This window comes from Nocardioides sp. (assembly GCF_964229035.1).
Lineage (GTDB): Bacteria > Actinomycetota > Actinomycetes > Propionibacteriales > Nocardioidaceae > Nocardioides.
Map to the genome: position 1 here is coordinate 51,426 of NZ_CAXRAZ010000010.1, position 25,928 is coordinate 77,353.

At 73.0% G+C, this 25,928-nt stretch carries 22 protein-coding genes; 5 read left to right on the top strand and 17 right to left on the bottom strand.

The window, feature by feature from the left end; translation table 11 throughout:
* Positions 1-60: 60 nt before the first annotated feature.
* Together ACERUN_RS03690 and ACERUN_RS03695 are read right to left on the bottom strand one after the other, a co-directional pair.
* On the bottom strand, positions 61-2,616 hold the full coding sequence (locus ACERUN_RS03690; protein WP_370288370.1) for a glycoside hydrolase family 65 protein: 2,556 nt from the start codon (positions 2,614-2,616) through the stop codon (positions 61-63).
* Positions 2,613-3,356 (bottom strand): HAD family hydrolase, encoded by a 744-nt coding sequence (locus ACERUN_RS03695; protein WP_370288465.1) that lies wholly within the window; start codon positions 3,354-3,356, stop codon positions 2,613-2,615. Before ACERUN_RS03695 ends, ACERUN_RS03690 begins: the two co-directional genes overlap by 4 nt.
* Before the next feature lie 256 nt (positions 3,357-3,612).
* On the opposite strand from ACERUN_RS03695, the gene ACERUN_RS03700 reads away from it, so the two are divergent.
* On the top strand, positions 3,613-4,971 hold the full coding sequence (locus ACERUN_RS03700) for a cytochrome P450 (protein WP_370288372.1): 1,359 nt from the start codon (positions 3,613-3,615) through the stop codon (positions 4,969-4,971).
* A 58-nt stretch (positions 4,972-5,029) separates the two neighbouring features.
* Positions 5,030-6,559, top strand: a complete 1,530-nt coding sequence (locus ACERUN_RS03705; RefSeq protein ID WP_370288373.1) for an FAD-dependent oxidoreductase — start codon at positions 5,030-5,032, stop codon at positions 6,557-6,559.
* A gap of 138 nt (positions 6,560-6,697) precedes the next feature.
* Here ACERUN_RS03705 and ACERUN_RS03710 read toward each other — a convergent pair whose 3' ends face one another.
* The 10 genes from ACERUN_RS03710 to ACERUN_RS03755 all read right to left on the bottom strand — a co-directional run bounded on the left by ACERUN_RS03710 (position 6,698) and on the right by ACERUN_RS03755 (position 15,995).
* Positions 6,698-7,498, bottom strand: coding sequence for an ABC transporter permease (locus tag ACERUN_RS03710; RefSeq protein ID WP_370288374.1), 801 nt, complete (start codon positions 7,496-7,498; stop codon positions 6,698-6,700).
* A complete protein-coding gene (locus ACERUN_RS03715; protein WP_370288375.1) occupies positions 7,495-8,514 on the bottom strand; it encodes an ATP-binding cassette domain-containing protein in 1,020 nt (339 codons plus the stop codon). Before ACERUN_RS03715 ends, ACERUN_RS03710 begins: the two co-directional genes overlap by 4 nt.
* 302 nt (positions 8,515-8,816) lie before the next feature.
* Positions 8,817-9,344 carry a hypothetical protein gene (locus ACERUN_RS03720; protein WP_370288376.1) on the bottom strand — a complete coding sequence of 176 codons (528 nt, stop codon included), beginning with the start codon at positions 9,342-9,344 and terminating at the stop codon, positions 8,817-8,819.
* On the bottom strand, positions 9,341-11,116 hold the full coding sequence (locus ACERUN_RS03725) for an alpha/beta hydrolase (protein WP_370288377.1): 1,776 nt from the start codon (positions 11,114-11,116) through the stop codon (positions 9,341-9,343). Before ACERUN_RS03725 ends, ACERUN_RS03720 begins: the two co-directional genes overlap by 4 nt.
* Positions 11,113-11,427, bottom strand: coding sequence for a hypothetical protein (locus ACERUN_RS03730; protein WP_370288379.1), 315 nt, complete (start codon positions 11,425-11,427; stop codon positions 11,113-11,115). The genes ACERUN_RS03725 and ACERUN_RS03730 overlap by 4 nt, the downstream gene beginning before the upstream one ends.
* Positions 11,424-11,984 (bottom strand): hypothetical protein, encoded by a 561-nt coding sequence (locus ACERUN_RS03735; protein WP_370288380.1) that lies wholly within the window; start codon positions 11,982-11,984, stop codon positions 11,424-11,426. The genes ACERUN_RS03730 and ACERUN_RS03735 overlap by 4 nt, the downstream gene beginning before the upstream one ends.
* A gap of 108 nt (positions 11,985-12,092) precedes the next feature.
* Positions 12,093-12,887, bottom strand: a complete 795-nt coding sequence (locus ACERUN_RS03740; protein WP_370288381.1) for a zf-HC2 domain-containing protein — start codon at positions 12,885-12,887, stop codon at positions 12,093-12,095.
* Positions 12,884-13,546, bottom strand: a complete 663-nt coding sequence (locus ACERUN_RS03745) for an RNA polymerase sigma factor (RefSeq protein WP_370288382.1) — start codon at positions 13,544-13,546, stop codon at positions 12,884-12,886. Before ACERUN_RS03745 ends, ACERUN_RS03740 begins: the two co-directional genes overlap by 4 nt.
* Positions 13,547-13,655: 109 nt before the next feature.
* Positions 13,656-14,534, bottom strand: coding sequence for a DUF4394 domain-containing protein (locus ACERUN_RS03750; RefSeq protein WP_370288383.1), 879 nt, complete (start codon positions 14,532-14,534; stop codon positions 13,656-13,658).
* 174 nt (positions 14,535-14,708) lie between these two features.
* Positions 14,709-15,995 (bottom strand): MFS transporter, encoded by a 1,287-nt coding sequence (locus ACERUN_RS03755; protein WP_370288384.1) that lies wholly within the window; start codon positions 15,993-15,995, stop codon positions 14,709-14,711.
* Positions 15,996-16,217: 222 nt separating this feature from the next.
* On the opposite strand from ACERUN_RS03755, the gene ACERUN_RS03760 reads away from it, so the two are divergent.
* Complete coding sequence (locus ACERUN_RS03760) at positions 16,218-18,194, top strand: M3 family metallopeptidase (protein ID WP_370288386.1); 1,977 nt, start codon at positions 16,218-16,220, stop codon at positions 18,192-18,194.
* A gap of 154 nt (positions 18,195-18,348) precedes the next feature.
* Here the strand turns inward: ACERUN_RS03760 and ACERUN_RS03765 are convergent, their stop codons facing one another.
* From ACERUN_RS03765 to ACERUN_RS03785, 5 genes are all read right to left on the bottom strand, one after another.
* Positions 18,349-20,328, bottom strand: coding sequence for a LamG-like jellyroll fold domain-containing protein (locus tag ACERUN_RS03765; RefSeq protein WP_370288387.1), 1,980 nt, complete (start codon positions 20,326-20,328; stop codon positions 18,349-18,351).
* Positions 20,329-20,459: 131 nt separating this feature from the next.
* Positions 20,460-21,593, bottom strand: a complete 1,134-nt coding sequence (locus tag ACERUN_RS03770) for a hypothetical protein (protein ID WP_370288389.1) — start codon at positions 21,591-21,593, stop codon at positions 20,460-20,462.
* Complete coding sequence (locus ACERUN_RS03775; RefSeq protein WP_370288390.1) at positions 21,586-22,170, bottom strand: SigE family RNA polymerase sigma factor; 585 nt, start codon at positions 22,168-22,170, stop codon at positions 21,586-21,588. The genes ACERUN_RS03770 and ACERUN_RS03775 overlap by 8 nt, the downstream gene beginning before the upstream one ends.
* Before the next feature lie 184 nt (positions 22,171-22,354).
* A complete protein-coding gene (locus ACERUN_RS03780; protein WP_370288391.1) occupies positions 22,355-22,912 on the bottom strand; it encodes a YceI family protein in 558 nt (185 codons plus the stop codon).
* Positions 22,913-23,191: 279 nt separating this feature from the next.
* Positions 23,192-23,326, bottom strand: coding sequence for a hypothetical protein (locus tag ACERUN_RS03785; protein ID WP_370288392.1), 135 nt, complete (start codon positions 23,324-23,326; stop codon positions 23,192-23,194).
* 292 nt (positions 23,327-23,618) lie between these two features.
* Here ACERUN_RS03785 and ACERUN_RS03790 point away from each other — a divergent pair, with 292 nt between their 5' ends.
* Together ACERUN_RS03790 and glmS are read left to right on the top strand one after the other, a co-directional pair.
* The gene (locus ACERUN_RS03790) at positions 23,619-23,882 is read left to right on the top strand and encodes a hypothetical protein (RefSeq protein WP_370288393.1); all 264 of its coding nucleotides are present in this window, start codon (positions 23,619-23,621) and stop codon (positions 23,880-23,882) included.
* A gap of 102 nt (positions 23,883-23,984) precedes the next feature.
* On the top strand, positions 23,985-25,895 hold the full coding sequence (gene glmS / locus ACERUN_RS03795) for a glutamine--fructose-6-phosphate transaminase (isomerizing) (protein ID WP_370288394.1): 1,911 nt from the start codon (positions 23,985-23,987) through the stop codon (positions 25,893-25,895).
* The last annotated feature ends 33 nt before the right edge of the window (positions 25,896-25,928 follow it).

Sequence of the window (25,928 nt, forward strand, 5' to 3'; positions counted from 1 at the left end):
GTGCCCAAAAAGCGAGACGATTCGTTCCGAATGACGGGATAGGTGCGGAGGGGCGCGGGCTCAGTCGCCCGAGGGCACCGTCGCGGCGATCACGGTGCCGTCGGCACGCTGGATGCCGGCGGGGTAGGGCGGCTCGCCGACCAGCCGCGGCCCCTGGTGGGTGAGGGGGACGACGACCGGCTGCTCGGGTGCGACGGTGACCAGGTCGCCGCGCACGCAGAACGTCAGGCCGGCGGGCGCGACGTCCTCGCCGCCGGCCTCGCTGCCGGGCCAGTCCTCGACGCTGAGCTCGAGCTCGTCGGGACGCACCTGCACCCGCACGCGTACACCGTGGAGGGTGATCCGGTAGGTCAGGCTGCCCCAGTTCTCCGGCAGGCGGGGGTCGATCTGCCACTGCTGGTCGCCGGCCGCCGAGCCAAGGTCGCGGAAGCCGCCGAAGCCGGCCGCCAGCGCGCTCCACACGCCGCCGGTGGAGGCGACGTGGATGCCGTCGGCGGTGTTGTTGTGCCGATCGGCGAGGTCGACGAAGAGCGCGGAGGTGAAGTAGCGCAGGGCCAGCTCGTGGTAGCCCACCTCGGCGGCCATGATCGACTGCATCACCGCCGAGAGCGTGGAGTCGCCGGTGGTGATGGGGTCGTAGTAGTCGAAGTCGGCCTTCTTCTGCTCGGCCGTGAACTCCTCGCCCTGCAGGAACAGCGCGAGCACGACGTCGGCCTGCTTGAGCACCTGGAAGCGGTAGATCACCAGCGGGTGGTAGTTGAGCAGCAGCGGCCGCTTCTCGAGCGGCGTGTTCTGCAGGTCCCACCTCTCGCGCTCGAGGAAGTGGTTGTCCTGCGGGTGGATGCCGAGGTGGCTGTCGAAGGGGATGAACATCCCCTGCGCCGCCGCCGCCCACTCGTCGGCCTCGTCGGCTCCGAGGTTCGTACGACGGACGAGCGCGTCGTAGGCGTCGGGGTCGTCGCGCTGCAGCTCCCACACGGCCCGGGCGGCACGGCGCAGGTTGAAGCGCGCGAGAACGTTCGTGTAGAGGTTGTCGTTGACCACCGTCGTGTACTCGTCGGGCCCGGTGACACCGTGGATGTGGAAGGTGCGTCGCGACTCGTCGCGCCAGAACCCGAGGTCGGCCCATAGGCGGGCGGTCTCGACGAAGATGTCCACGGCCTCCTTGGCCAGGAACTCCTCGTCGCCCGTGGCGCCGACGTACTGGCTCAGGGCGTACGCGATGTCGGCGTCGATGTGGTACTGCGCCGTGCCGGCGGCGTAGTAGGCCGACGCCTCCTGGCCGTTGATGGTGCGCCACGGGAACAGCGCGCCCTTCTGCGCGAGCTCACGCGCCCGGGAGCGGGCGCTGTCGAGCAGGTTGTAGCGGAAGCGCAGCGCGTTGCGGGCCGCCCACGGCATCGTGTAGGTGAGGAACGGCATCACGTAGATCTCGGTGTCCCAGAAGTAGTGGCCGCCGTAGCCGGAGCCGCTCACCCCCTTCGCCGCGATGCCCTCGCCCTCCGCGCGGGCCGAGGCCTGCGCGATGGCGAACAGGTTCCACCGGATCGCCTGCTGCAGGGCCGGCTGGCCCTCCACCTCGACGTCCGCTCGCCGCCAGAAGCCCGCGAGCCACTCCTCCTGGCGCTCGAACTGCGCGGCGACCCCCTGCTCCCAGCTGCGATCGAGGGTGCGCTCGCAGCGGTCGATGAGCTCGCGCGGCGGCACGGTCTTGGCGGTGTGGAAGCTGACCAGCTTGGTGAGTCGGACCGGCACCCCCGGCTCGGCCGCGATGCGGTAGATCACCTTGGCGAGGTCGTCCTCGGCGTGCACCCGCATGGACCACTGGTTGTCGGTCTCGAGGCGGTGGTCGGCCACCACGCCGAGCGTCATCCCGCTCTCGACCGTGCGGTAGCCGAGTCGCAACCGGCCCGTCTGCTCGTCGGCGTCGGCCAGGCGCGGGTCGAGCACGCGGCGCGAGAAGGCCTCGGCCTTGCGGGGGTCGGAGCCCTCGCCGCCGCCGGAGCCGTGCGCCTCCTCCTCGCTCACCATGTCCTGGCGGTTGATCACCTGCGAGCTGATAGCGAGCGAGGCATGCTCGTCGAGCAGGGTCACCTCGAAGGTGAGGACGGCGAGGTGGCGCTGCTGCAGCGGCACCATGCGCGTGCTGCTGATGCGCACCCGCTTGCCGCCGGGCGTGCGCCACAGCAGCTCGCGGCTCAGCACGCCGGTGCGGAAGTCGAGGGCGCGCTCGTACTCCGCGAGGTCGGCCACCGAGACGTGCAGCGGCTCGTCGTCCACGTAGAGGCGGATGACCTTGGGGTCGGGGCAGTTGACGATCGTCTGACCCACGCGGGCGAAGCCGTAGGCCTCCTCGGCGTGCGAGATCGGCCAGGTCTCGTGGAAGCCGTTGATGTAGGTGCCGTCGACGTGCGCGTCGCGGCTCTCGGAGTAGTTGCCGCGCAGGCCGAGGTAGCCGTTGCCCACGGTGAACAGCGACTCGGTGGTGCCGAGGTCGTCGGCGTCGAAGCGGGTCTCGACCAGCCGCCACGGGTCGACCGGGAACCGGGTGCGGTCGAGCGGGTCGACTGCCGGCGGGGCCACGTGCGAGGGGCCGGGGGCGTCGTGGGGGCTCATCGGCCCGCCTCCTCGTCCGCGCCGGCGGGGACGAGCTCGGCCAGGTCCTCCACGACGACGTCGGCCCCGTGTGCGCGCAGCGCGTCGGCGCCGGTGCCGCGGTCGACGCCGATCACGAGCCCGAAGTCGCCGGCCCGACCGGCCGCCACACCGCTCGTGGCGTCCTCGAGGACGACGGACTCCGCGTCGCTCGCCCCCAGCTGCTCGGCGGCGTAGCGGAAGGTGTCGGGTGCGGGCTTGCCCTCGAGGTGCAGCTCGGCGGCCAGGCCGCCGTGCACGATGAGCGCGAAGCGGTCGGTGAGGCCGGCCGCCTCCACCACCGACGGCGCGTTGCGCGAGCTCGAGACGATTGCCAGCGGGGTGCCGAGCTCGCGCAGGTGGTCGAGCAGCCGCACCGAGCCCGGGTAGGCCTCGACGCCGTCGCGCTCGAGCACCTCGGCGAAGGCGGCGTTCTTGCGGTTGCCAAGCCCGCACACGGTCTCGGCGGAGGGCGGGTCGTCGGGGTCGCCCTCGGGCAGCTCGATGTCGCGGGAGGCGAGGAACGCGCGGACGCCGTCGTAGCGCGGCTTGCCGTCGATGTGGTCGAAGTAGTCGGCGTCGGTGTAGGCCTCGACCTCGCCGCCCTCGCGCTCGGCCCGCTCCTCCAGGTAGGAGGTGAACAGCTCGCGCCAGGCGTGCATGTGCACCTCGGCCGTGGGCGTCACCACGCCGTCGAGGTCGAAGAGCACCGCCTTCCACAGCGACCAGTCGGTCGCCTCGCCCCCGCTGCCCTCGGATCCACCCGGTCCGGCCGTGTCCTGCGTCCCGCTCGTCACCCGGTCAGGCTAGTCGGCGCACCCGACGCCCCGGTTACCCCCGCGTGACACTCCCACCGCCCGCCGAGGGGGCGCGGATGGTGCGCCGAGGGGGCGTGGATGGTGCGCCGAGGGGGCGCGTGGACGACGCCCGCTCGCCGCGAGCAGCGGCCCCCGGCCCCGGATCTGGTGGAATACCGCCATGCCGCTCCACCATCTCAGCCGGGCGACGGCGCCCGTGCTCGGCCCTGTGCTCGCGCCCGTGCTCGGCCCCGTCAAGCAGCGGGTGGGTCTGTGGCTGCTCAACCGCACGATGCGCGACGGCATCGACCTGCGCAAGCTCCGCTTCCTGCCCGAGCAGTTCACGCTGCCGCTGCGCCGCGACGGCCTCGACCCGGTCCCGGCCCTCATGCAGGCGCAGGCGGACGAGCCGGTGAAGAAGCTGGCGGAGCTCTTCGGCCGCGGTGTCTGGCTGGTGTCGGGCTATGAGGAGGCCAAGGAGGTGCTGGCGGGCGGCGCCGACCTGTGGTCCAACGACCTCGGTCAGTTCGTCTCCCAGGAGGGGCGCGGCGAGGAGGAGCAGATCGGCGGCCTCGGCATGACCGACCCGCCGCTGCACACCCAGCTGCGCCGCTACCTCACGCCGGAGTTCACGATGCGCCGCCTCGCCCGCCTGCAGCCGGGCATCGAGGCGATCGTCGAGCAGCGGCTCGACGCCATGGAGGCCGCCGGTCGCGACGGGCGGGTGGTCGACCTCGTCGAGGAGTTCGCCTTCGCGGTGCCCTTCGACGTCATCTGCGACCTGCTCGGTCTCCCCGTCGACGACCGCGCCCGCTTCCTCGAGCTGGGCGTGGCCCGCTTCGACCTCAGCGAGGGCGGCGCCGGAGCCTTCGGCGCGCAGGCCCACACCCGCGAGTTCCTCATCAACGCGGTGCGCGAGCAGCGCGCGAACCCCGGCGACGGTCTCATCGGCGCGCTGCTGCGCGAGCACGGCGACGAGCTGGACGACGTGACGCTCGGCGGTATCGCGGACGGCGTCTTCCTCGGCGGCTACGAGACCTCCGCCAGCATGCTGGCCCTCGGTGCCCACCTCATCGCCACCACCCCCGACGCCGGTCGGCTCCTGCGCTCGGACGCCGCGTCGGTCGACCGCGTCGTCGAGGAGCTGCTGCGCCACCTGACCGTCGTCCAGCTGGCGTTCCTGCGCTTCGCGAAGGTCGACGTCGAGGTCGGCGGCCGGCTGATCAAGGAGGGCGACGCGGTCGGCGTCTCCCTGCTCGCCGCCAACCGCGACCCCGCACTCGGGTCGGACCTCGGCTCCTTCGACCCCACGCGCGAGCCCACGCGTCACCTGGCCTTCGGGTGGGGCATGCACCGCTGCGTCGGTGCGGAGCTGGCCCGCATGGAGCTGCGCACCGCGCTGCGGCTGCTCGCCGAGCGCTTCCCGAACCTCGCGATGGCCGCCGACCTCTCCGAGCTGGAGTTCCGCAAGCTCTCGGCCGTCTACGGCGTCGAGGCGCTGCCCGTGCGCCTGGGCGAGCGGGAGCACCTTCCGGCCTGACCCTCGCCTCGCGTCCGCCGGCACCGGCGGGCGCGCACCGGCTCGCTAGGTTCTCGACATGAGTGGACGCCGCCCCGCCCGCCCCGGCCGCCCGCGACGGATCGTCGTGGTCGGCGGCGACGCCGCCGGCATGAGCGCGGCCCACACCGCCCTGCGCGCGGCCCGCGCCGCCGAGGAGCCGGTGGAGATCACCGTGCTCGAGGCCACCGCGCACACCTCGTACTCCGCGTGCGGCCTGCCGTACTGGATCGCCGGCGAGGTCGACTCCGGCGACGACCTCGTCGCCCGGACCCCCGAGCAGCATCGTGCCGCCGGTCTCGACCTCCGCCTCGGCACGCGCGCCACGCGTCTCGACCTGGTGCACCGGCGCCTCGAGGCCACCGATCTGGCGTCCGGCACCGCCGACGAGCTCGCCTACGACGAGCTCGTGCTCGCCACGGGTGCGGTGCCCGTCGTCCCCGCGTGGGGGGTGGCCGACGGTCGCCCGGTGCGCGGCGTGCGCTCGGTGCGCAACCTGGACGACGGCGCCGCCTGGCTCGACCTGCTCGCCGGGCGAGCCCCGGCACCCGCGGCGGCCGGTCGGGACGCCGGTCAGGACGCCGGTCAGGACGCCGGTGCGGCCTCGGCCGGGGCACCGGGTGCCGGACGGGTCGTCGTGCCGGGGGAGGGGCGTCGTCCGGAGCGGGCCGTCGTGGTCGGCGGCGGCTACATCGGCGTGGAGATGGCCGAGGCGCTGCTGCGCCGCGGGCTCGCGGTGGCGCTGGTGACCCGCGGCCGTGTGCTCGGTGGTCTGGAGCCCGCGCAGAGCGCGCGGGTCGAGGACGGTCTGCGCGCTGCCGGGGTGACGCTGCACTGCGGCAGCACGGTCGAGCACCTCCACACCCGCGGCGACGGGCACGTCAGCGCCGCCGTGCTCGACGACGGCACGGTGATCGGCGCTGACGTCGTGGTGCTGGCAGCCGGGGTGCGTCCGGGCAGCGACCTCGGTCGTGCCGCAGGCATCCCGCTCGGGGCGCGCGGCGGCTACCTCCCGGACGCCGGCGGTCGGATCGGCCCCGGCCTGTGGGCGGCCGGCGACTGCTGCGAGGTGCAGCACCGCCTCACCGGTGAGCGCGTCTTCGCTCCGCTCGGCACGCACGCCAACAAGCTCGGGCGCATCGTGGGCGACAACCTGCTCGGCGCCGACAAGCGCTTCGGCGGAGCGCTCGGCACGGCCATCACCCGCTTCTCCTTCGGCGAGGTGCACCTGGAGATCGGCATCACCGGCCTCAGCTCCGCGGCGGCCGCGGAGGCCGGTCACGACCCGGTCGACCTGGTCACCGAGGGCACCACCGCCAGCGGCTACCTGCCCGAGGCCGACCCCATCGCCACCAGCGTGGTCGCCGACCGCGCGACCCGCCGCCTGCTCGGCGTCCAGGTGGTCGGAGGTCGCGGTGCGGGCAAGCGGGTGGACGCCGCGGCCGCCGCGCTGTGGGGTTCGCTCACCGTCGACGACCTCGCCGGCATGGACATCTCCTACGCGCCGCCGTTCGCGACCGTGTGGGACGCACTGCAGATCGCCGCGCGGCGCCTGGCCGACCGGTTCTGAGCGCAGCAGGCGGCCGGCAGGAAAAGCGTCGGGGCCGACGTCCTCGCCGACTTCTACTGCTGCGGGGCGCGGGAGGTACGGGGGCGCCGGAGCGCCGCCGCCGAGACTACCTGCCCCGCAGGCCGGCGGTGGCACCGCTCATCGGCTGGTGGTGCGGCGGTACTGGCGCACCGAGAGGGGTGCGAAGACAGCCAGGATGCCGACGGTCCAGATCAGCGTGTAGGCCACCGGGTGCTGCATCGACCAGGCGTCGGGCACGGGGGCGTTGCCGAGGTTGCCGAACAGCTCGCGGGAGGCCTGGGTGAGGGTGGTGACGGGATTCCACTCCACGAGCACCTTGAGGAAACCGTCGAAGCTGTCGCCCGGCACGAAGGCGTTGGAGACGAACGTGAGCGGCATGATGACGATGAAACTGGCGTTGTTGATCACCTCGACGCTCGGCACGATGAGGCCCACGAAGGCCATCACCCAGCTGATCGCGTAGGCGAACACCAGCAGCAGCGCGAAGCCGGTGATGGCGTCGAGGATCCCCTCGCGGATGCGCCAGCCGATGAGCAGGCCGGTGAGGGTCATGATCACCAGCGAGGCCACGTTGTAGACGACGTCGGAGGTGGTGCGTCCGATGAGCACCGCCGACGGCGACATCGGCAGCGAGCGGAAGCGGTCGATGATGCCCTTCTGCATGTCCTCGGCCAGGCCCGCGCCTGTGAAGGTGGCACCGAAGACGACCGTCTGGGCGAAGATGCCGGCGATGAGGAACTCGCGGTAGTTCACGCCCGGGGCGTTGATCGCGCCGCCGAAGACGAACGCGAAGAGCAGCACGAACATGATCGGGCTGATCAGCACGAACACGAGCACCTCGGGCACCCGCTTGATCTTGATGAGGTTGCGCTGGGCCACCACCCAGCCGTCGCTGAGCGCCTGGGTCGCCGCGTTCATCGGCTCGTCTCCTTCGCGGTGCGCGTGGTCGGTTGCGGGTCGGGGTCGTCGGCACCGGAGGCGCCGGCCTCGGTGGCGTGACCGGTGAGGGTGAGGAAGACGTCGTCCAGGGTGGGACGACGCAGCCCGGCGTCGAGCACCGCGATCGCCTCCCGCTCGAAGCCCTGCAGCACGCGCAGCAGGTCGGCGGCGCCGTTGCGCGAGGACGCCGCGGTGAGCTCGCGGCCGTTGTCGCCCACCTGGACCTCGCCCGCGGCCACCTCGCCGAGCACGCGGACGGCGGCCTGGCGCTGGGCGGTGTCGGCCAGGACGACCTCGATGCGCTCGCCGCCGATCTGCGACTTCAGCTCGTCGGCGGTGCCGCGGGCGATCGCGCGCCCGGAGTCGATGACGACGATGTCGTCGGCGAGGCGGTCGGCCTCCTCGAGGTACTGCGTGGTGAGCAGCAGCGTGGCGCCCCCGGTGACGAGCTCGCGGATGACGTCCCACATCTGCTGGCGGCTGCGCGGGTCGAGGCCGGTGGTCGGCTCGTCGAGCACCAGCACCGGCGGCTCGGCGACGAGCGCGCCGGCGAGGTCGAGGCGCCGGCGCATGCCGCCGGAGTAGGTCTTGGCCGGACGGTCGCCGGCGTCGGTGAGGTCGAAGCGCTCGAGCAGCTCGCGAGCGCGGGCCTGCGACCGCGCCTTGCCGAGGTGGTAGAGCCGACCGACCATGACGAGGTTCTCGTAGCCGGTGAGGTTCTCATCGACCGCGGCGTACTGACCCGACAGGCCGATGCGCGAGCGTGCCCCGGCCGGATCGGCGAGGACGTCGACGCCCGCGATGCGCACCGATCCGGCATCGGGGCGCAGCAGCGTCGTGAGGCACCGCACCGCGGTGGTCTTGCCCGCACCGTTGGGCCCGAGCAGGCCCAGCACGGTGCCCTCGGGCACCGACAGGTCGAGGCCGCGCAGGGCCTCGACCGATTTGTAGCGCTTCGTCAGGCCCTCGGCCCGGATCATCTCGTTGCCGCTCATCGCAGGTGCTGCCCCTCGCCTCTCGCCTGATGCCCACCGCCCCCCGCGGCGCGCGCTCCGAATGGTCCTGAGGCTAGGGGTACCCGCCGACACCGCAACCCCTTTCCGCCGAGGCGGCAGGGATGGTGCGCCGAGGTGGCGCCGACGGTGGACGGCGCGGGGTGGTCCGTCGCCCCGGGGCGTGGGTACGCGGACCTCGAGCTCGCGCGTGCGCTGACCCGGCTCGCGGTAGGGCTCGCGCCGCAGGACGCCCGCAGCGGTGAGCTCCTTGAGCCGCGCCGAGGCCACGACCGCGATCGGCTTCAGTCGAGCTCGATCGGCTCCGGGGTGCTGGAGCCGGGCGCGATCGCGCCCTCGGGGAACTCCACGGACGCATCGGGGCCGACCTTCCGGATGTCGACCACGAAGTCGCCGCCCCGCGGCTGCCACTCGACCTTGACCTGGAAGTCGTCGCGTTCGAGCTGCATCGCGGGATCCGCGTCGGTGAGGTCGCCACCATCGAGGCGCCGCCATCCGGCCGACTCCAGCGCACGCACCACCCGCTCGGCCTGCTCCGACTTCGTGTCGCCAGGATCGGGCACGAGGACGACGCGGGCCTGATACCTCTTGCCCTCCCGCGGTGGCAGGCCGACCCGGCCCTCCTGACCTTCGGTGCGGTTGATCTGCACATCCGCCTCACGGATCAGAGGAGCGACCTCGCGCAGCTGGGCGTCGGTCTCGCTGCGCAGCTCGTCGAAGCGCTCCTCGGAGTCGTCGAGGGAGGGACCACCGCACGCGGTGAGCACCATCGCCAGGCACGCGAGCGTCGCGACCGCCGTGCGGCGGATCATCGCTCGCGGCCCGTCGTGTTGGAACGCCCATCCGTGTTCGCGGTGGGTTGCCGGTCGTCCTCGGGATCCACGGGGCCTGCGTACCAGGGGTCGTAGCTCTGCTCGGCGACGTTGACGTCACCACCGTGACCGTCGACGACGCGTCCCATGTTGTAGAGCGACTCGGTGTCGCTGTTGAAGTAGGAGCCGTGACCCGACCCGGTGTTGAGGTGCCAGGAGCGGTCGACGTTCTCGGCCTCGAATCGGGTGGCGTCGAAGTCCTCGGACGACGGGTCGGTGCCGAGCCCGATCCCGAACTTGCCCACCCAGCCCTCGTCGCCGAGCGTCGCCACGAAGTCGGTGCTGTCGCGGCCCACGTAGACGTGCCCGCTGCCCCGGCCGAGGTCGCCGGCGTCGTCGGCAGGACCGGCGCCGGGGCTGCCGACCAGGACGACGTCGTCCACGGCGCTGTTGTGCTCGGTGGCGTAGGCGGCGGTGGTGGAGCCGTAGCTGTGGCCGATGGCGGTGAGATGGGCGGGATCGTCGGGTCGTGAGGCGCGCAGCCCGTCGATCGCGTCGGCGAGCCGGTGACCGCCGTCCTCGGCGCGCCCCTCGGTGAGGGTGGCGAGGTCCGTCGGGCCGTCGGGTGCGTCGTAGCCGAGCCAGAAGAGCGTGGCCACGCTCGAGCCGTCTCCGCTGAAGCGGGTGGCCTCGTAGAGGTTGATCATGTTCTCGGTGTAGCCGCCGACGCCGGTCATGTCGGTGTTGATGCCGGGCGTCATGATCGCGACGTCGGCGGCGGTGTCGAGGTCGCCGACGCCCACGGCGACCCGGCCGTCGCCGTCGAAGGCGGTGGGGTCGTAGAGCCAGAGCACTCCGCCGGGGTGGCTGGTGGGCTCGAGCGGATCGGTGTAGGCGTCGGCGCTGGCGAGGGCGTCGTTCGTGCGGCGCGCGTTCTCCAGTGCGCGGCGTTCGAGCGGCGAGAGGGTGTCGTCGTCCTCCTTCGCGCCGAGCCGGGCGAGGTCGTCGTCGAGCAGGACGCGGTTCGCGTCGTCGCGTGCCGAGGCGGGTAGGCCGTCGCCCTGCCCGATGCGCTCGGGGTAGGCGGTGATGACCGCCTCGCGCTCGGCCTCGCTGAGCCCGGCCCACCAGTCGTGCACCTGCCGGGGTGAGGCGCCCGAGCCGGGTGCGCCGCTGCGCTGCAGGGCGGCTGCTGCGAGCGGCGGGACCCCGCCGTCGTCGGCCGTCGACTCCCCGAGCGTGTCGGCGGCCTCGAACACCTGGCGCAGCAGCGTCTCGTTCTCGCGAACGCGACGGCGCAGCGCCGCGTCGTCGGCCACGAGGTCGTCGTAGTCGCGGGCGAGGTCGGTGGCCCGGCCCTGCAGCTCGATCACCTCGGCAGGCGTCGCCTCGGTGGCGGCGTTGATGTCGGAGAGCAGCTGGCCGCGGCGGGCGTCGAGGATCAGCTTGCGGCCGACGAGGTCGTCGTGCTCGCGCACGAGATCGCGCAGGGTGTCGGCGAACGAGGTGACGCCGCGGGCGACGCGCCGCACGGTGCGCGCCATGGCCGCGTGCTCGGTGGCCGCCCTGGACGACGCCTCGACGTAGGAGCGGTAGGCGATGCCCGCCCACTCGCCGAGGGTCGGCATCTCGGTGCAGCGGTCGGCGAACTCCTCGAAGCGGGCCGCCGTGGCGTAGAGCGTGGTCGCGAGGGTGTCGCTGCCCTCGGCCTCGCCCTGCGGAGGCTCGATGCGGGCCGGCACGGGCGCCGGCACCGTGATGACCGTGCTCATCGCGCCGGCCCCAGACGCCCGTCGAGATCGCTGAAGCGACGATCGGTCGCGTCGTCGGCGGTCGAGTAGTCGTCGGCGGTGGCCCGGAGGGCTCCGTGGAAGCCGCGGGCGATCGCCGCGCTCTCCTGCGCGTAGCCGGACCAGCGCTCCAGGAACGTGGCGGCGCTGCCCTGGGCGCTCGGCGGCAGAGCGGTGACGGAGGCACGGCCGAGTTCTCCGGCGGCCGTGGTCATCAGATCGATCTGGTCCTCCCACGCCGCGGTGCCTCGACGGAGGTACTCGTTCTGCCAGACGAGGGGATCGCTGCTCATCGACCGACCTGCGCTCGCAGCAGGGCCGAGGCCGCCTCGATGCCGACCGTGATCGGCACCGACCGCATCCGCACCACCACGCGGGTGGGCGCCGGGAGCAGGACCTGAGCCTCCTCGCGGCCCCGCGGTGTGTCGCGCCCGGCGAGCACCCGGGGAACGCCGCCGGAGGGGACGAGACGGTGCCAGCCGTCGTCCGCGAGGTGCTCGGCGGCGCTGCGCAGGGCTCCTGAGGCCACCTCGGCCGCGACCTCGCAGGCGACCGTGCCCTGCCAGCGCACGGTGCCCGCGGCGCTGCCGGCGAGCCACCCGTCGTCCACCCGCTCGGGGAGGGGGAGCCCGAGGGCGTCGAGCAGCCGGTGGACGCCGGCCTGCTGGGCCAGCCGGTGCTCCTCGGGATCGACCTGTTCCCCCGCCGGTGCGGCGCTCGGTGGCGGCTCGGGTGGCAGCAGCACCACGTCGACGTCGGGGTGGCGCCGCACGACGGTGGCCCAGAAGGGGTCGCGGGCTGCGGCGTCGTCGTCGACCTCGAGGAAGCCGGGGGAGGGGTCAGTGGTCATGGCCGTGATCCGATCCGAGACGGGGGCGGGCCATCCTCCTGCCCGCGATCACGGGCGGGAAACAGCGCGTCGCTTCCCTGTGGATGAGCGGCGTCGAGCTCAGTGGCCTCAGGTGCGCGGTGCGGGGAGGTCGCCGCTGATGACCGCCCGACCGTCGTCGAGGACGACGAACCGTGCCGCTCGCGCCAGGAGCACGGCGCCGTTCATGCTGCACACGACCGGTCGGCCCGTGACGCCGACGAACGCGCCGGCGTCGTAGCGGCGCCCGTCGTCGTCGGTGATGACCACGCGGTAGGTGCGACCGGCCGGCAGGCCCTCGGTGGTGAGCCGGATCTCGACGCCCCACGTGTGGTCGACCACCCCGGCGGTCGCGCTCACGCCCGACTCGATGTCGAGCGCACGCACGGGCAGCACCTGCGGTGTGGGCGCCGGAGCCGGGGCGACGGCGGGGGCGTCGTCGCGGACCACCAGTGCGGTGGTGGCGCTCCCGGTGAGCAGTCCGGCGACGGCGGCGGCGGCCGCGACCAGGAGCAGTGGGCGGCGTCGGTCACGCAGGTGGACGACGCCCGCGGTCCCATGCGCCTCGGGGGTCGGCAGCTCGCCGGACGATGCCAGCGCCGCCGGCGCCGGGCCGCCGATGCCCGTCGCGAAGAGCTCGGCCATCCGCTCGTCGAGCTCCCGCGGGGCGACGGCGTCGGCCTCCTCGCCCACCGTCGACGGGTCCGGAGCGATGCGACGCAAGGCCGCGGCTGTGGCGGCGGTCTCGCGGGCCAGTGTCGGGCAGGTGGCGCACTCGCGCAGGTGGTCGCGTGCGCGGACGTCGTCCGCCGGCGTGAGCCGACCGAGCACGTGGTCGACCACGAGCTGCTCCCACTCCCCGTGGGGCGGTGTCGTCGCGCTCATCGTGCCTCCTCCGCTCGCGTCCCGGTGCTGCCGGTGTTGGTGCTCGTGTTGTTGCTCGTGTCGTGGGTCGTGTCGTGGGTCGTGTCGTCGGTGCTGCCCAGATGTCGGCGCAGGTGCCGCAGCGCGTGGAAGACCCGGGTGCGCACGGTAGCCACCGGGATCGCCAGGTCGGAGGCCACCTCGGCGTAGGGCCGGTCACGCAGGTAGGTCTCGACGATCGCGGTGCGGTGATCGGGCGATAGCGCGCCCACGGCGCGGACGACGGCGTCCTCGGTGGCGAGCTGCTCGGCATGATCGTGCCCCATCGCCCGCTCGGGTGGCACGTCGTCGTCTCCCTCCCGGAGGACGACGCGCCACCCTCGGGCGTCGAGCTGGTCGATCACCGTGTTGCGGTGGATGGCGAACAGCCAGCTGCGCAGGGAACCTCGCGCCGGATCGAAGCGATGCGCTGCTCGCCACGCGCGCACGACGGTCTCCTGGACGGCGTCCTGGGAGGCCCCGTCGTCGCGCAGCCGGACCATGGCGTATCCATAGAGCTCGCCGCCGTGGAGGCGGTAGGCCTCGCGGGCCAGGTGCTCGGCGGCATCGCCGGCGCCCGGTGCGCCCGCGGCCGGAGCCGCGGGCGCACCGGATGCTGGTGGATCGTGGGGGCTGCTCACGCGACGACTCCCGGGATCGGCTCGGAGGCCCCGGGTCGGGATGGACCCCGCAGCCGTGGCGAGCCTAGGTGAGGGTGCGTGACCGGCCCCCGTCATGGTGCGGGACGCCTCAGCGGTGCCGCACGGCGATCTGGGCGACGGAACCGTCGACGCGGCGCTCGAACTCGACCGCACCCGTGGTGAGGTCGACCGTGTAGAGGCCGGTGCGACCGGCGGTGGTGCCGACGAAGTAGCCCTTGTTGCGCACCGCGACGCCGTTCTCGACGCGCGAGGAGATGTCGAAGCTGGAGATCGAGGTGAAGTCGCGCCCCAGCTTGCCCACCAGGACGAGGGTGCCGGCGTTCGCGGGCACCTGCTGGTAGAGGGCGTCGTCGCCTGCGTCGAGGTCGTAGAGCGAGGTTCCGGACGCGGTCGCGGCGACGTCGTCGTTGTTGGTGTAGGCGACCGCCTCGATGCCGGTCTTGGCGGTGCCGGGGGTCAGGTTCGGCGAGGTGTCGACGGCGGTGACGCCGGTGTCGACGTTGATCCGCAGGCTCTGGCCGGTGTTGCTGATGACGCGCAGACGGTCGGCGGCGGGGTTGAAGTCGACCCCGAAGCGGCTGCCCGCCAGGGCCACGGCCGCGCCCCCCTCGGTGACGAGCGAGGACACCTTGGTCGCGCGGGCGCGGTCGTCGATGGTGTAGACGCCGCCGGCGTTGCCGAGGCCGTAGAGCTTGCCGCCCGTGGGGCGGATGTCGATGCCGACGAGCGTGGAGTCGCCGACCAGGCCGGTGACCTTCCCGAGCTTCGCGGGGCTGCGCAGGCCGTTGACGGACAGGCGCGACAAGGTGGTGCCGTCGGTGCCGAGCGCGTAGGCGGACGTGCTCGTGCCAAGGAGGCCGCCGAGGCCGCCGCGGGCCTCGGCCGAGCCGGTGAACGTGGTGGTGCCGGCCAGCAGCGCCGCAGCGGCCAGGCCGGCGGCGGCAGTGGTCTTCAGGGAGCGATGCATGGTGGTGTCCTCCGAGGTAGGGGCCGGCTGGTCGCCGGCTCTCGAGGGGGATACCGAGCGCGCGGCCCCGGCGTTCAAATGTCGGCAGACTTTTCTCGGAACCGTGTGCACACGGTCCACCGGGGCCCGCGGCCGGCTCGGTGGGCGTCAGGCCAGCGGTCGGCTCGGTGAGCCTCAGACCCGCGCGGGCGCGGTGATGCGGTAGCGCACGAAGCTCGGCACGGCGAGCGCCGCGATCACGACTCCGACGACCACGAGGACGCCACCGCCGGCGGCCGCGGCGGCGGTGCCGACCATCGCCGCGCTGGCCCCGTGGATGACGTCCGCGATGCGCGGGCCGCCCGCGACCACGACGATGAAGATGCCCTGCAGCCGCCCGCGCACGTTGTCCTCCGCGGCGCTCTGCAGCATCGAGGTGCGGAACGCGGCCGACGCCATGTCGGCAGCACCGCCGACGACCAGCAACAGCACCGCGATCACCAGCCACAGCCGCGCCGATCCCGGCAGCGCATCGGCGGCGAACACGCTGAGGCCGAAGCCGACCATCGCCAGACCCCACACCACGATGCACCAGATCACGGCCCGCCCCTGGCCCTCGACGAGCGACACCCATCCGGAGAACACGCCGCCGACCACGGCGCCGGCCGGGATGCCGGCGAAGAGCAGCGCGAAGGCGAGGCCGCCCGACTCGGGTCCGAGGAAGCTCTCGTGCGCGATCTGCGGGAACAGTGCGCGCGGCATGCCGAAGACCATGGCGATGAGATCGACCACGAACGACATCAGCAGCACGGGTTGGGTGCGCAGGTAGCTGAGACCCTCGACCACCGAGCGCAGGCCGGGCGTTCCGGTAGGCGCGCCCACGACCGGCAGCGCCGGCAGTCGGACGACGGCCCACAGCGTGGCGAGCAGGCACACGGCGTCCACGGCGTAGAGCCAGGCGAACCCGGTGAACGGGATGAGGACGCCGGCCAGCAGCGGCCCTCCGATGGCGCCGGCCTGCGTGACGGTCATCGAGAGCGAGTTCGCCGCCGGCAGCTCCTCCGGCGTGAGCAGGCGCGGGAGCACCGCGGAACGGGTGGGCTGGTTGACCGCGAAGAACGCCTGCTGCACCGCGAACAGGCACAGCAGCAGCCACACGTTGCTGGAGCCGAGGGCGGCCTGCAGCCAGAACAGCGTGGCGGTGCCGATGAGCCCGAGCGTGGTGACCACCAGCATGGTGCGGCGGTCGAAGGCGTCGGCGAGCGCCCCACCCCACAGGCCGAACACGACGAGCGGCACCAGGCCGAAGAGTCCGGTCAGACCCACGTAGGCCGACGACCCCGTGTCGGCGTAGATCTGCGCCGGCACGGCCACGACCGTCAGCTGGGCACCGATGACGGTCACGATGTTCGCCGTCCACAGGCGCCGGAAGTGGTCGTTGCGCAGCGGACGGGTGTCGGCCAGAAGTCCCCGAAGACTCACCTGTTCAGGCTACGGCGGGGTGGGTGGTGGGGGTTCGGGGGTGGGCGGGCGGCGGGCCGGGGCCGGTTTCACCGGCCGGCCGGTGAAACCGGCACATGGACGACGGAGTTCCGTCGTCCATGTGCCAGAAACCTCGTCCAGGTGCGCCAGATTCACCGGTCAAGCGGTGAATCCTGAGGCAGGAGTGACGACCGAACGCACCCACTTCCCTACGCTGGGCCCATGACGAGCGCCCAGCCCGGCCCCCTCGACCTGCCGACCGCCCGGGACGAGTGGGCCGACTGGTTGCGCGAGCGCACGGCGTCCGAGCTTGCCCGGGCCACCGAGCTCGCCGACGGCCTGCGCACCGACGCGCCGAGCGATCCCGTCGCGCTGCTCCGCCAGTGGGATCGCGCCTCGCTGCACCTCGGCAACGTGGCGGCCGCCGGGAGCCTCCTCGGCAACGTTCACCCCGACGAGGAGGTCCGTGAGCTCGGCGACGTCGCCGAGCAGGAGGCCTCGCGGCTCGCCACCCGGTGGAGCCTCGACCGCGAGCTCTACGACGTCCTCGCAGCCGTGGACGACGCCGCGGTCGCCGCCGATCCGCTGGCCGCCCGCCTGCTGGCCAAGGTGCGCAGCGACTTCCGCCGATCCGGCGTCGACCGCGACGACACCACCCGCGCCCGCATCGAGGCCGTGCGCGAGCGCATCACCGAGATCGACCAGGAGTTCAGCCGCGTCGTGCGCGACGACGTCCGGACGGTGCGGGTCGCGCCCGAGCGTCTCGACGGTATGCCGGAGGACTGGCTCGCCGCCCACCCCGTCGAGGACGACGGTCTGGTCACCGTCACGACCGACTACCCGGACTCCGTGCCGGTGCGGATGTTCGCCCGCGACCAGCAGCTGCGCCGTGAGATCACCGAAGCGTTCCTGCAGCGTGGGTGGCCGACGTCCGAGGCGCTGCTCGTGGAGCTCTTCACCCTGCGTCACGAGCTGGCGACGCTGGTGGGCTACGCCGACTGGCCCTCCTACGACGCGGACGTGAAGATGATCGGCGCCGGTGAGGCGATCCCGGCGTTCATCGACCGGATCTCCGAGGCGGCCGAGGAGCCGATGCGGCGCGACCTCGACCAGCTGCTCGCCCGCTACCGCCGCGACTTCCCCGACGCCGACGTCGTCCCCGGGTTCGACTACAACCACTACGCCGAGCTGGTGCGCGCGGAGCAGTACGCGGTCGACTCGCAGCGGGTGCGCACCTACTTCGACTTCGCCAAGGTGCGCCAGGGGCTGCTCGACGTGACCGGTCGGCTCTTCGACCTCGTCTACACGCCGATCGAGGTGCCCGTGTGGCACGACGAGGTGACGGCCTACGAGGTGCGTCGCGGCGACGACGTGCTCGGCCGCATCTACCTCGACCTCCATCCGAGGGACGGCAAGTACAAGCACGCCGCGCAGTTCACGCTCGTCGATGGGGTCGCCGGGGAGCAGCTGCCCGAGGGGGTGCTCGTGTGCAACTTCTCGCGGGGTCTGATGGAGCACGACCACGTCGTGACGCTCTTCCACGAGTTCGGCCACCTGCTGCACCACGTGCTCGCCGGTCACGGCGACTGGGCGCGCTTCGCCGGCGTGGCCACCGAGTGGGACTTCGTCGAGGCGCCCAGCCAGATGCTCGAGGAGTGGGCGTGGCACGCCGACGTCCTGCGCACCTTCGCCACCGACGCCTCGGGTGAGCCGATCCCCGACGACCTCGTCGCCGCCATGCGCGCCGCCGACGACTACGGCAAGGGGATCTTCGCCCGCACGCAGATGTTCTACGCGGCGATGTCGTACTTCTTCCACGCCGACAGGGCGCTCGCCGGCGTGGACGGCGACGGGGTGCCCGACCTCACCGAGCGCATGATCGAGCTGCAGGGCCGCTACGGCGCGCTGCCCTACCTCGACGGCACCCACATGTTCGCCAGCTTCGGGCACCTCGGCGGCTACAGCTCGGGGTACTACACCTACATGTGGTCGCTCGTGATCGCGAAGGACATGTTCAGCGCCTTCGTGGACGCCGCGGGCGACGGCGACCTGCTCGCCCCGGCCGTCGTCGAGGTGGCTCACCGGTATCGCGATCGCCTGCTGGCTCGCGGCGGTGAGAAGGACGCCGCCGACCTGGTCGCGGACTTCCTGGGTCGACCGTTCGCCTTCGACGCCTACGCGGCCTGGCTGGCCCGCTGATCCGTCGCCCTGTCCCCGCGGCGGTGGGCGAGGCGTCGTCCACAGGCTCGGGGCTCACTGGGACGACGAATCTGGCACCTGGACGACGGAGTTCCGTCGTCCAGGTGCCAGATTCACCGGCCGGCCGGTGAATCCGCCACCGGCGGCCGCCCGCTCAGGCGATCAGGAAGTCGCGGGGGGCGAGGGGGCGGGCGACGAGACGCACATCGCCGATCCAGCCGCGGAAGGTCTTCTCCAGCCGGCCGGCGTACTCGTAGCCGCCCACGAGCCACGACCGGTCGAGGGTGGTGAGGCCGCGGTTGGGGGTGGCGGGGTTGCGGGCCACCGCGCAGCCGTCGACGTAGAGCGTGGTGCGGCGGGTGTCGTTGACGACGGCGAGGTGCCACCAGGTGCCGAGCGGCAGCTGGTGGCCCCAGCAGGTGATCGACGAGCCGCGCCGCGGGGTGGAGGTCGGGTAGGCGCACCACTGGGGCTCGCGCAGGTTCGACAGGCTCAAGGTGGCGAGCGGTTCGTCGCGGTCGCCGGTCGCCCCGGTGCCTGCGAGTCCCGCCTCGCCGGCGCTGCCGCGGCGCGAGAGCACGGCGGCGAAGGCCTCGGTGGCCGGGTCGAAGTCGTCGGGGACCTGCACGAACGCCTCGAGGGTGTAGCCCCGTTCGAACGTCGCCGCGTCGAGCGGTGCGTCGTCGACGGTGCGCAGGCAGGTGCCCGTGCGCGCGCGACCGGAGAGCAGCAGGCTGCCGCCCGACGGCTGGTCGGGGTGGTGCGAGGGCGACCACCGCAGGTCGTCGGCGTCCGAGCCCGGCGAGGTCGCGACCACGAGGTCGTTGCCCTGCCCGCTGTGGTCGCGCACCCGCGTGGACGACGCCAGCGCCCGCCCCGCCGCGCCGGCCGTCGCCCCCTCGAAACGCCAGTACGCCACGGTGTCGGGCACGACCATCGCCTCCGGGGACCGCCGGGGGCGGGCGGTGACGGGTGCGAAGCCGGCGAAGCGGGTGGCGGGGTCGAGCGGCATCGTGAAGCGGTCGGTCGCACCGGAGAGCTCGACCTCCTGGGCGGCCAGCACGTTGCGCTGCTCGGGGGCCATCGCCTCGAAGTAGGGGTTCACCGTCTCGACGTCGACGACTCCGCGTGCGAGGTCGAAGTGGTAGAGCCGCAGCATCGCGGCACCGCCGAAGTAGCGCTGCTGGTAGTTGGTCAGGTGCATCTGCACGTCGTGCCCGGCGTCGTTGCGCAGCACGATCCGGGTGGCCGGCCAGTCGTGGCCGTTGAGGGTGAGGACCACCTGGTCGAAGCCGCGGACGACGTGCTCCCACACCTCGGCGCCGTAGGGGCTCAGCTCGCCGCGCGTGGTCCCGGGCACGCTCGTGACGAGCTCGTGCGAGATCACGATCGTCGGCAGCGTGCGGTGCCGTGCGAGCACCGAGCGGGCCCAGGCGACGCCCAGGGGCGACAGGCGCCAGTCGAGGGAGAGCACCAGCCACTCGCGACCGGCGGCGCGGAAGGTGTGGAAGGTGTTGTAGCCCCCCGGCGAGGAGCCGCGGAACGACGGTGAGCGGGCGAAGCGCTGCGGACCGAACGCGTCGAGGTAGGCGGTGCGTCCGCGCTGGTCGTTCGTCGACTCGTCGATGTCGTGGTTGCCGGCGAGCACGCTCCACGCTGCTCCCGCTTCATCGAGGACGTCGAACACCGGGCTCGCCGCTGCGATCTCGCTCGCCCGCGCGTTCTGCACCACGTCGCCGAGGTGGGCGAAGAAGGCGATGTTCAGCTCGCGCTGGCGCCGCAGCACGTAGTCGAGGGAGGCTGCGATCGGCTCGGGGTTGAGGGCGTCGCCGTCGAAGAGGTACTGGGTGTCGGGCATGACGGCCAGGGTGAAGCGCGGCGCATCGACGTCCACCTGCCAGCGGGGACGTCCGCTCGTGCGCGCGCCGGCCGAGTGCGTCGTCGCGCCCGGCTCGGCACCCGCGGTCGCGGCGGCGTGGCCCGCGGTCGCGACGACGGCACCCGCCCCGACCAGGCCGCTGCCGCGGAGCAGGCCCCGGCGCGAGATGGCGCCACGCTGGTCGCTGCGCGAGCCGGCCTCGCCGCGGGCGGCGCCGTCGTCCGATCTCGTCGGCGGCGTTGAGGACGTCGACACCCCGCCATCCCACACGGCCCGAGCGAACCGCGGGTGTCTGCCGCCCGAACCTCCGTCGACCGTCAGCACCCGGTCGGTCACCAGCCGCCCGCCGCCCAGCCGCCGCCGTTGGCACGGGGTCGTGCGGGCGCTCAGCCCACCTGCAGGTAGTCGCCGACGAGCAGGTTGTGCTGGCCGGGGTCGAAGCCGTCGAGGTCGCTGGCCTCGCAGCGCCCGTCGGGCTCGCACCGCTCGAGGAAGTCGTCGACCCGGTAGACCACGCGGCCGCCGGGGGTCCAGGCCGCGACGGTGGCGGCGTCGTCCGACAGACGGGCCACGGCGCCGCTGGCGACGTCGATCACCGTCGCTCCGCTTCCGCCGGGCGCCGGAGGGATGAGCACCGAGCGACCGTCGGGGGAGAGCACGGGCGGCATCGAGGTCGTGCCGAGATCGCGCACCACGGCGTCGGTCTCGAGGTCCCGCACGCTCCAACGTCGATCGAGCAGGACGACGGTCCGGCCGCCGCGGGCCCCCATGGAGACACCGTCGCGGAAGACGACCTTCGTGGTGCGGCCCTGCGAGAACGACCAGTCGACGCGCAGGCCCCGCACGGCGAGAGCCACCTGCACGGTGTCGCCGTCGAGCTCGGCCACGATGACCTGCCCGTCCGGCTTCTCGCCCTGGTTGGGCTGGCTGTCCGACCAGATCTCGCGGTCGGCCTCGACGTCCCACACGTGCACCGAGATCGTCGTGTCGTCGAGGATCGCCCAGGCGATGCGCGGGCTGGTGGGGTCGCCGTCCACGTGCGTCACCCCGTCGGGCAGGCGCAGGGCGCGGCTCGAGCCGTCGGGGCGCACGAGGGTGAAGCGGGGTTCGTCGTCCTCCCCCGCGTGCTGGACCACGACGCCGGCGCTGGTCTGCGCGAGGTGCGAGATCACGCCGTCGGTGCGCCAGGTGGCCTCGCCGATGTGCACGGTGCCCGCGAAGGAGTGGACGCCGAGATCGCTGTAGGCCGCCTGTGCGGCGGCATCGACCACGGGCGGCACGGTGTCGGCGATGCGGTCGGTGCGGTTCGGGTCGGAGTCGGAGCGGGGCGCCTCGCCCGTGGCGGTGAGGCCGGCGACGCCGACACCGACCACGAGGGCGGCGGCCGCCACGACGGCACCGGCGGTACGGCGGCGCCGGGTCTGGATGCGGCGTCCGCGCTGGGCGATCGCGTGGACGTCGGGGCGGGGCACGTCGACGCCGTCGACGCGCTCGTGCAGGAGGTCGCCGAGCTCAGGCATGGTGGGCTCCCGGGAGGCTGGTGGAGTGGTCGAGGTCGAGATCGGCGGCGCCGAGCTCGCGCCTCAGGGCGGCCAGCGCCACGGAGGTCTGGCTCTTGACGGTGCCGGTGCTGATGCCGAGCGCTGCGGCGGTCGCGGCGACCGACAGGTCGTCGTAGTAGCGCAGGACGACGACCGCGCGCTGCCGTGGCGCCAGGCGGGTCAGGGCGGCCAGGACGTCGAGCCGGTCGCCCACCTCCTGCTCGAGCCCGACGCGGGTCGTGTTCCCGCCGGGGGCCGGTCCCTCGCCCGGCGCCCGGAGCTCGCGGGCGGGCCGCTCCTCGCGATTGCTGGGTCGTCGCCACCAGCTGTTGTGGCCGTTGACGAGGGCGCGGCGGGCGTAGGCGCCTGCGGCAGCCGGCTCACGCAGGCGCCCCCACCGGCTGTAGGTGGCGGCCAGCGCGCTCTGGGCGAGGTCCTCGGCGTGGCCGTGGTCGCCGCTGAGCAGGAGGGCGGTGCGGTAGAGCGACGGCCACGTGGCGTGGACGAAGTCGGCGAACTCCTCCTCGGTGGGAGCCCTGGAGCCGAGCAGTGCCATGGGCGGATCCTCTCGCCTGGTGCGGGGGTGTGCACAGTGAAGGACGCGCGAGGCGGGAATCCGGTTGGTGCGCGCGAGGGATCTCGTCGCGCCCTCGAACGCACGCAGGCCCCGGACGGTGGCGTCCGGGGCCTGCGAGGTGGTGCGGGGTGGTGCGCGGTGCGCGCCGATCGGCGCGCGCGGATCAGGCGTTCTTGATCGCCGAGATGTCGAACTCGAGCTTGATCTTCTCCGAGACCAGCACGCCGCCGGTCTCGAGCGCGGCGTTCCAGGTGAGGTCCCAGTCCTTGCGGTTGACGGTGACGTCGCCCTCGAAGCCCACGCGCACGTTGCCGAAGGGGTCCTTCGCCGAGCCGTTCTCCTCGAACTCGATGGTGACCGGCTTGGTGATGCCCTTGATGGTGAGGTCGCCGGTGATGATCCACTCGTCGTCGCCGTCGCGGCGCACGTCGGTGGAGACGAAGGTCCACTCCGGGAACTGCTCGACGTCGAAGAAGTCGGGGGAGACGAGGTGGCCGTCGCGGTCGGCGCTGCCGGTGCTGACGCTGGCGGGGTTGATGGTCAGGCGCACCGAGGAGGCCGAGGGGTTGGCGGCGTCGATGTGCGCCTCGGCGCTCCACTCGGCGAACTGGCCGCGGACCTTGGTGACGACCGCGTGGCGGGCCACGAAGCCGAGGCGGCTGTGGGAGACGTCAAGGGTGTAGTCGCCCGAGATGTCGGTGAGGGCGGTGGACTCGCTCATGGGTGTGCTCCTTGGGGTGTGGGTGGCGGGGCGCCGGGTACTGGTTGAAACTTTAACCAATTGGGCTGGTGCCTCGTCAACGAGGGTGACGTGTCAACCATTCCATGGCCCGACGTTACCCACGTCACCCCAGTCCTGATCCGTTCAGGGCGATCGGCGTCCCCTGTCTCCGGCGCCCCGGGCGTCCGCCCGGCGAAAAGCCACGAGGCCGCCTCCGGGGGGATCCGGAAGCGGCCTCGTGGCTCCGTGCCGGGTGGCGCGGAGGATGCGGCCGTGCGCTCAGGCGGCGAGGGGCGAGAACACGGCGGGAGCCGAGATCTGCACCCACACGGCCTCCATGTGCTGACGCCCGTCCGCGGTGGTCACGGGCACCCAGCGCATCTCGAGCCGGCCGGTCATGTTGGTGTTGGTCATGTGACACCTCCTGTTCACCATTCGTTCACCAAGGTACCACGTCCTCCACATCGCAGTCCCTCTTGCGGGAAATTCGGCCGATCGTCCTCCACCCAGTAGCCCGTTCGGCCGCCGATCGGGACGATCTTCCTCCCCTGACTGTCAGGAAGGCGTCAGGAAACCGTCAGGATCGCGCCCGCAGGACGGCTCGGGAAAGCCGCGGGACGCCGATCGCGCTGTGAATGGACCCGATTCCTGCCCGATTCCGGGCAGGAACTGGCACACGATCGGTGAATCGGGGACGGTGGGGCCCGTGGTGATCGATCCGCGCCTCCTGGCGTTCGTGCAACAGAGCACCGGGCTGACGACCTCCGAGGCCCATCGGCTGGTCGAGGACGTGCTGGCCTTCCATGCCGAGCCGGTGGAGGAGTGGGTCCGTCGCCGGCACCGCGAGATGAAGACCTACGGCGCCCACAACGCCGAGATCTTCCCGCGGCTGCGCCAAGAGCTCACGGGACTCGTCGTCGCCGCGCCCGAGCTCAGCGAGCGCCAGCTGCGCCGCATCGTCTACGGCTGACCCCGGGCACTCGCCCCCGGCAACGCCCCTCCAACGCCCCCGTCAGCCCATCCCCGCCTCGGCGCCCGTCGCGCCGAGCACCCGTCCCGAAGGAGAACGCCCATGTGCGGCATCGTCGGCTACATCGGAACCCAGCAGGCGGCACCGCTGCTGCTCGAGGGCCTCACGCGGCTCGAGCACCGCGGCTACGACTCCGCCGGGGTGGCGGTGCTGGGCGGCTCCGGGCTGCGCAGCGCCAAGCGCGCCGGCCGCGTGCGCGACCTCGGCGACGGGCTGCCCCGCCGCTTCGCCGGCAAGGCAGGCATCGGCCACACCCGCTGGGCCACCCACGGCCCGGCCACCGACGCCAACGCCCACCCCCACCTCGACGCGGTCAGCGACGCGGCGGCGCGGGTGGCCGTCGTCCACAACGGGATCATCGACAACGCCGCGGCCCTGCGCGCCGAGCTGGCCGACGCCGGGGTCGAGCTGGCCTCCGACACCGACACCGAGGTGATCGCCCACCTCGTCGCCGCCTCCCGCGCGGCCACGCCCGAGGCCCGCGTGGCCGAGGCGCTGGCGCGCATCGAGGGCACCTACGGTCTCGCCGTGCTGCAGGCCGACTTCCCCGACCGCATCGTCGTGGCGCGCAACGGCAGCCCGCTGCTGGTGGGCGTGGGGGAGCGCGAGATGCACGTCGCCTCCGACCTGGCCGCGCTGGTGCGCTACACCACCACCGTCGCCCACCTCGACGACGGTGAGCTCGCCGTGGTCACCGCCGGCGGATTCACCACCTACCGCCTGGGGGGCCCGGAGCTGTCCGCCACCGATCGCCCCGCCGAGCAGGTGGACGTCGACCCGGCGGCGTTCGAGGCCGGCGAGCACGTCTCGTTCATGCGCAAGGAGATGCTCGAGCAGCCCGCCCGCGCCGAGGCCGTCCTGCGCGGACGCCTCGACACCCGCTTCGGCACCGGGCACCTCGGCGGCCTCAACCTCGACGCCCGCGAGCTGCGGGCCTTCCGCCGCGTGGTGATCCTCGGCTGCGGTTCGGCCTACTACGTGGGCCAGATGGGGGCCACGCTGATCGAGGAGCTCGCCCGCGTGCCCGCCCACGCGGAGGCGGCCAGCGAGTTCCGCTACCGCAACCCGATCATCGAGCCCGACACCCTCTACGTCGCCGTGAGCCAGTCGGGCGAGACCGTCGACACGCTGCTCGCCGTGCAGGAGATCCAGCGCAAGGGCGGGCGGGTGATCGGCCTGGTCAACGTGGTGGGCTCGGCCATCGCCCGGCAGGTGGACGGCGGGGTGTACCTCCACGCGGGGCCGGAGGTCGCGGTCGCCTCGACCAAGGCGCTCACCAACATGTTCCTCGCCTTCGCGCTGCTCGCCCTGCAGCTGGGGCGCGTGCGCGACCTCTCGATCGCCGACGGGCAGCGCCTCATCGCCGCGCTCGCGGACCTCCCGGACCGCATCGAGCAGGTGCTGGCCCGCGAGGAGCAGTGGGTGCCCGTCGCGAAGCGGCTCGCGCAGGCGGAGAGCCTCTTCTTCATCGGCCGCGTGCGGGGGTTCCCGGTGGCCCGGGAGGGGGCGCAGAAGTTCAAGGAGATCAGCTACCGCCACGCCGAGGCCTACCAGACCTCCGAGCTCAAGCACGGGCCGCTCGCGCTGGTCTCCCCCGAGGTGCCGACCGTGGCGATCGTGCCTGACGACGAGCTGCTCGAGCGCAACATCACCGCCCTGCAGCAGATCGCGGCCCGCGGCGGACCGCTGGTCGTCGTCACCCACGAGGGGGTCGACCTGGGCGACCTCGACCCGTCGTCGTCCACGGGACCAGCGAGATCAGCGGGATCAGGGGGATCAGCGGGGGACGCGCGACCCGAGGTGACGCGCCTCGACGTGCCGCGCAGCGAGCGCGAGCTCGACCCCATCCTGCTGACGATCCCGCTGCAGCTGCTCGCCTTCCACGCCGCCGAACACCTCGGGCTCGACATCGACAAGCCGCGCAACCTCGCCAAGTCCGTCACCGTCGAGTGAGCCGACCGCTGGCGCGGCGCTGGTGAGGAGGCC

Coding starts and splice junctions, on each gene's coding strand:
- ACERUN_RS03705 (WP_370288373.1), top strand. CDS start 5,030: ATGAGTGGACGCCGCCCCGCCCGCCCCGGCCGCCCGCGACGGATCGTC.
- ACERUN_RS03775 (WP_370288390.1), bottom strand. CDS start 22,170: ATGGCACTGCTCGGCTCCAGGGCTCCCACCGAGGAGGAGTTCGCCGAC.
- ACERUN_RS03750 (WP_370288383.1), bottom strand. CDS start 14,534: ATGCATCGCTCCCTGAAGACCACTGCCGCCGCCGGCCTGGCCGCTGCG.
- ACERUN_RS03715 (WP_370288375.1), bottom strand. CDS start 8,514: ATGAGCGGCAACGAGATGATCCGGGCCGAGGGCCTGACGAAGCGCTAC.
- ACERUN_RS03730 (WP_370288379.1), bottom strand. CDS start 11,427: ATGAGCAGCGATCCCCTCGTCTGGCAGAACGAGTACCTCCGTCGAGGC.
- ACERUN_RS03720 (WP_370288376.1), bottom strand. CDS start 9,344: ATGATCCGCCGCACGGCGGTCGCGACGCTCGCGTGCCTGGCGATGGTG.
- ACERUN_RS03710 (WP_370288374.1), bottom strand. CDS start 7,498: ATGAACGCGGCGACCCAGGCGCTCAGCGACGGCTGGGTGGTGGCCCAG.
- ACERUN_RS03725 (WP_370288377.1), bottom strand. CDS start 11,116: ATGAGCACGGTCATCACGGTGCCGGCGCCCGTGCCGGCCCGCATCGAG.
- ACERUN_RS03690 (WP_370288370.1), bottom strand. CDS start 2,616: ATGAGCCCCCACGACGCCCCCGGCCCCTCGCACGTGGCCCCGCCGGCA.
- ACERUN_RS03770 (WP_370288389.1), bottom strand. CDS start 21,593: ATGCCTGAGCTCGGCGACCTCCTGCACGAGCGCGTCGACGGCGTCGAC.
- ACERUN_RS03740 (WP_370288381.1), bottom strand. CDS start 12,887: ATGAGCGCGACGACACCGCCCCACGGGGAGTGGGAGCAGCTCGTGGTC.
- ACERUN_RS03735 (WP_370288380.1), bottom strand. CDS start 11,984: ATGACCACTGACCCCTCCCCCGGCTTCCTCGAGGTCGACGACGACGCC.
- ACERUN_RS03700 (WP_370288372.1), top strand. CDS start 3,613: ATGCCGCTCCACCATCTCAGCCGGGCGACGGCGCCCGTGCTCGGCCCT.
- ACERUN_RS03785 (WP_370288392.1), bottom strand. CDS start 23,326: ATGACCAACACCAACATGACCGGCCGGCTCGAGATGCGCTGGGTGCCC.
- ACERUN_RS03780 (WP_370288391.1), bottom strand. CDS start 22,912: ATGAGCGAGTCCACCGCCCTCACCGACATCTCGGGCGACTACACCCTT.
- glmS (WP_370288394.1), top strand. CDS start 23,985: ATGTGCGGCATCGTCGGCTACATCGGAACCCAGCAGGCGGCACCGCTG.
- ACERUN_RS03760 (WP_370288386.1), top strand. CDS start 16,218: ATGACGAGCGCCCAGCCCGGCCCCCTCGACCTGCCGACCGCCCGGGAC.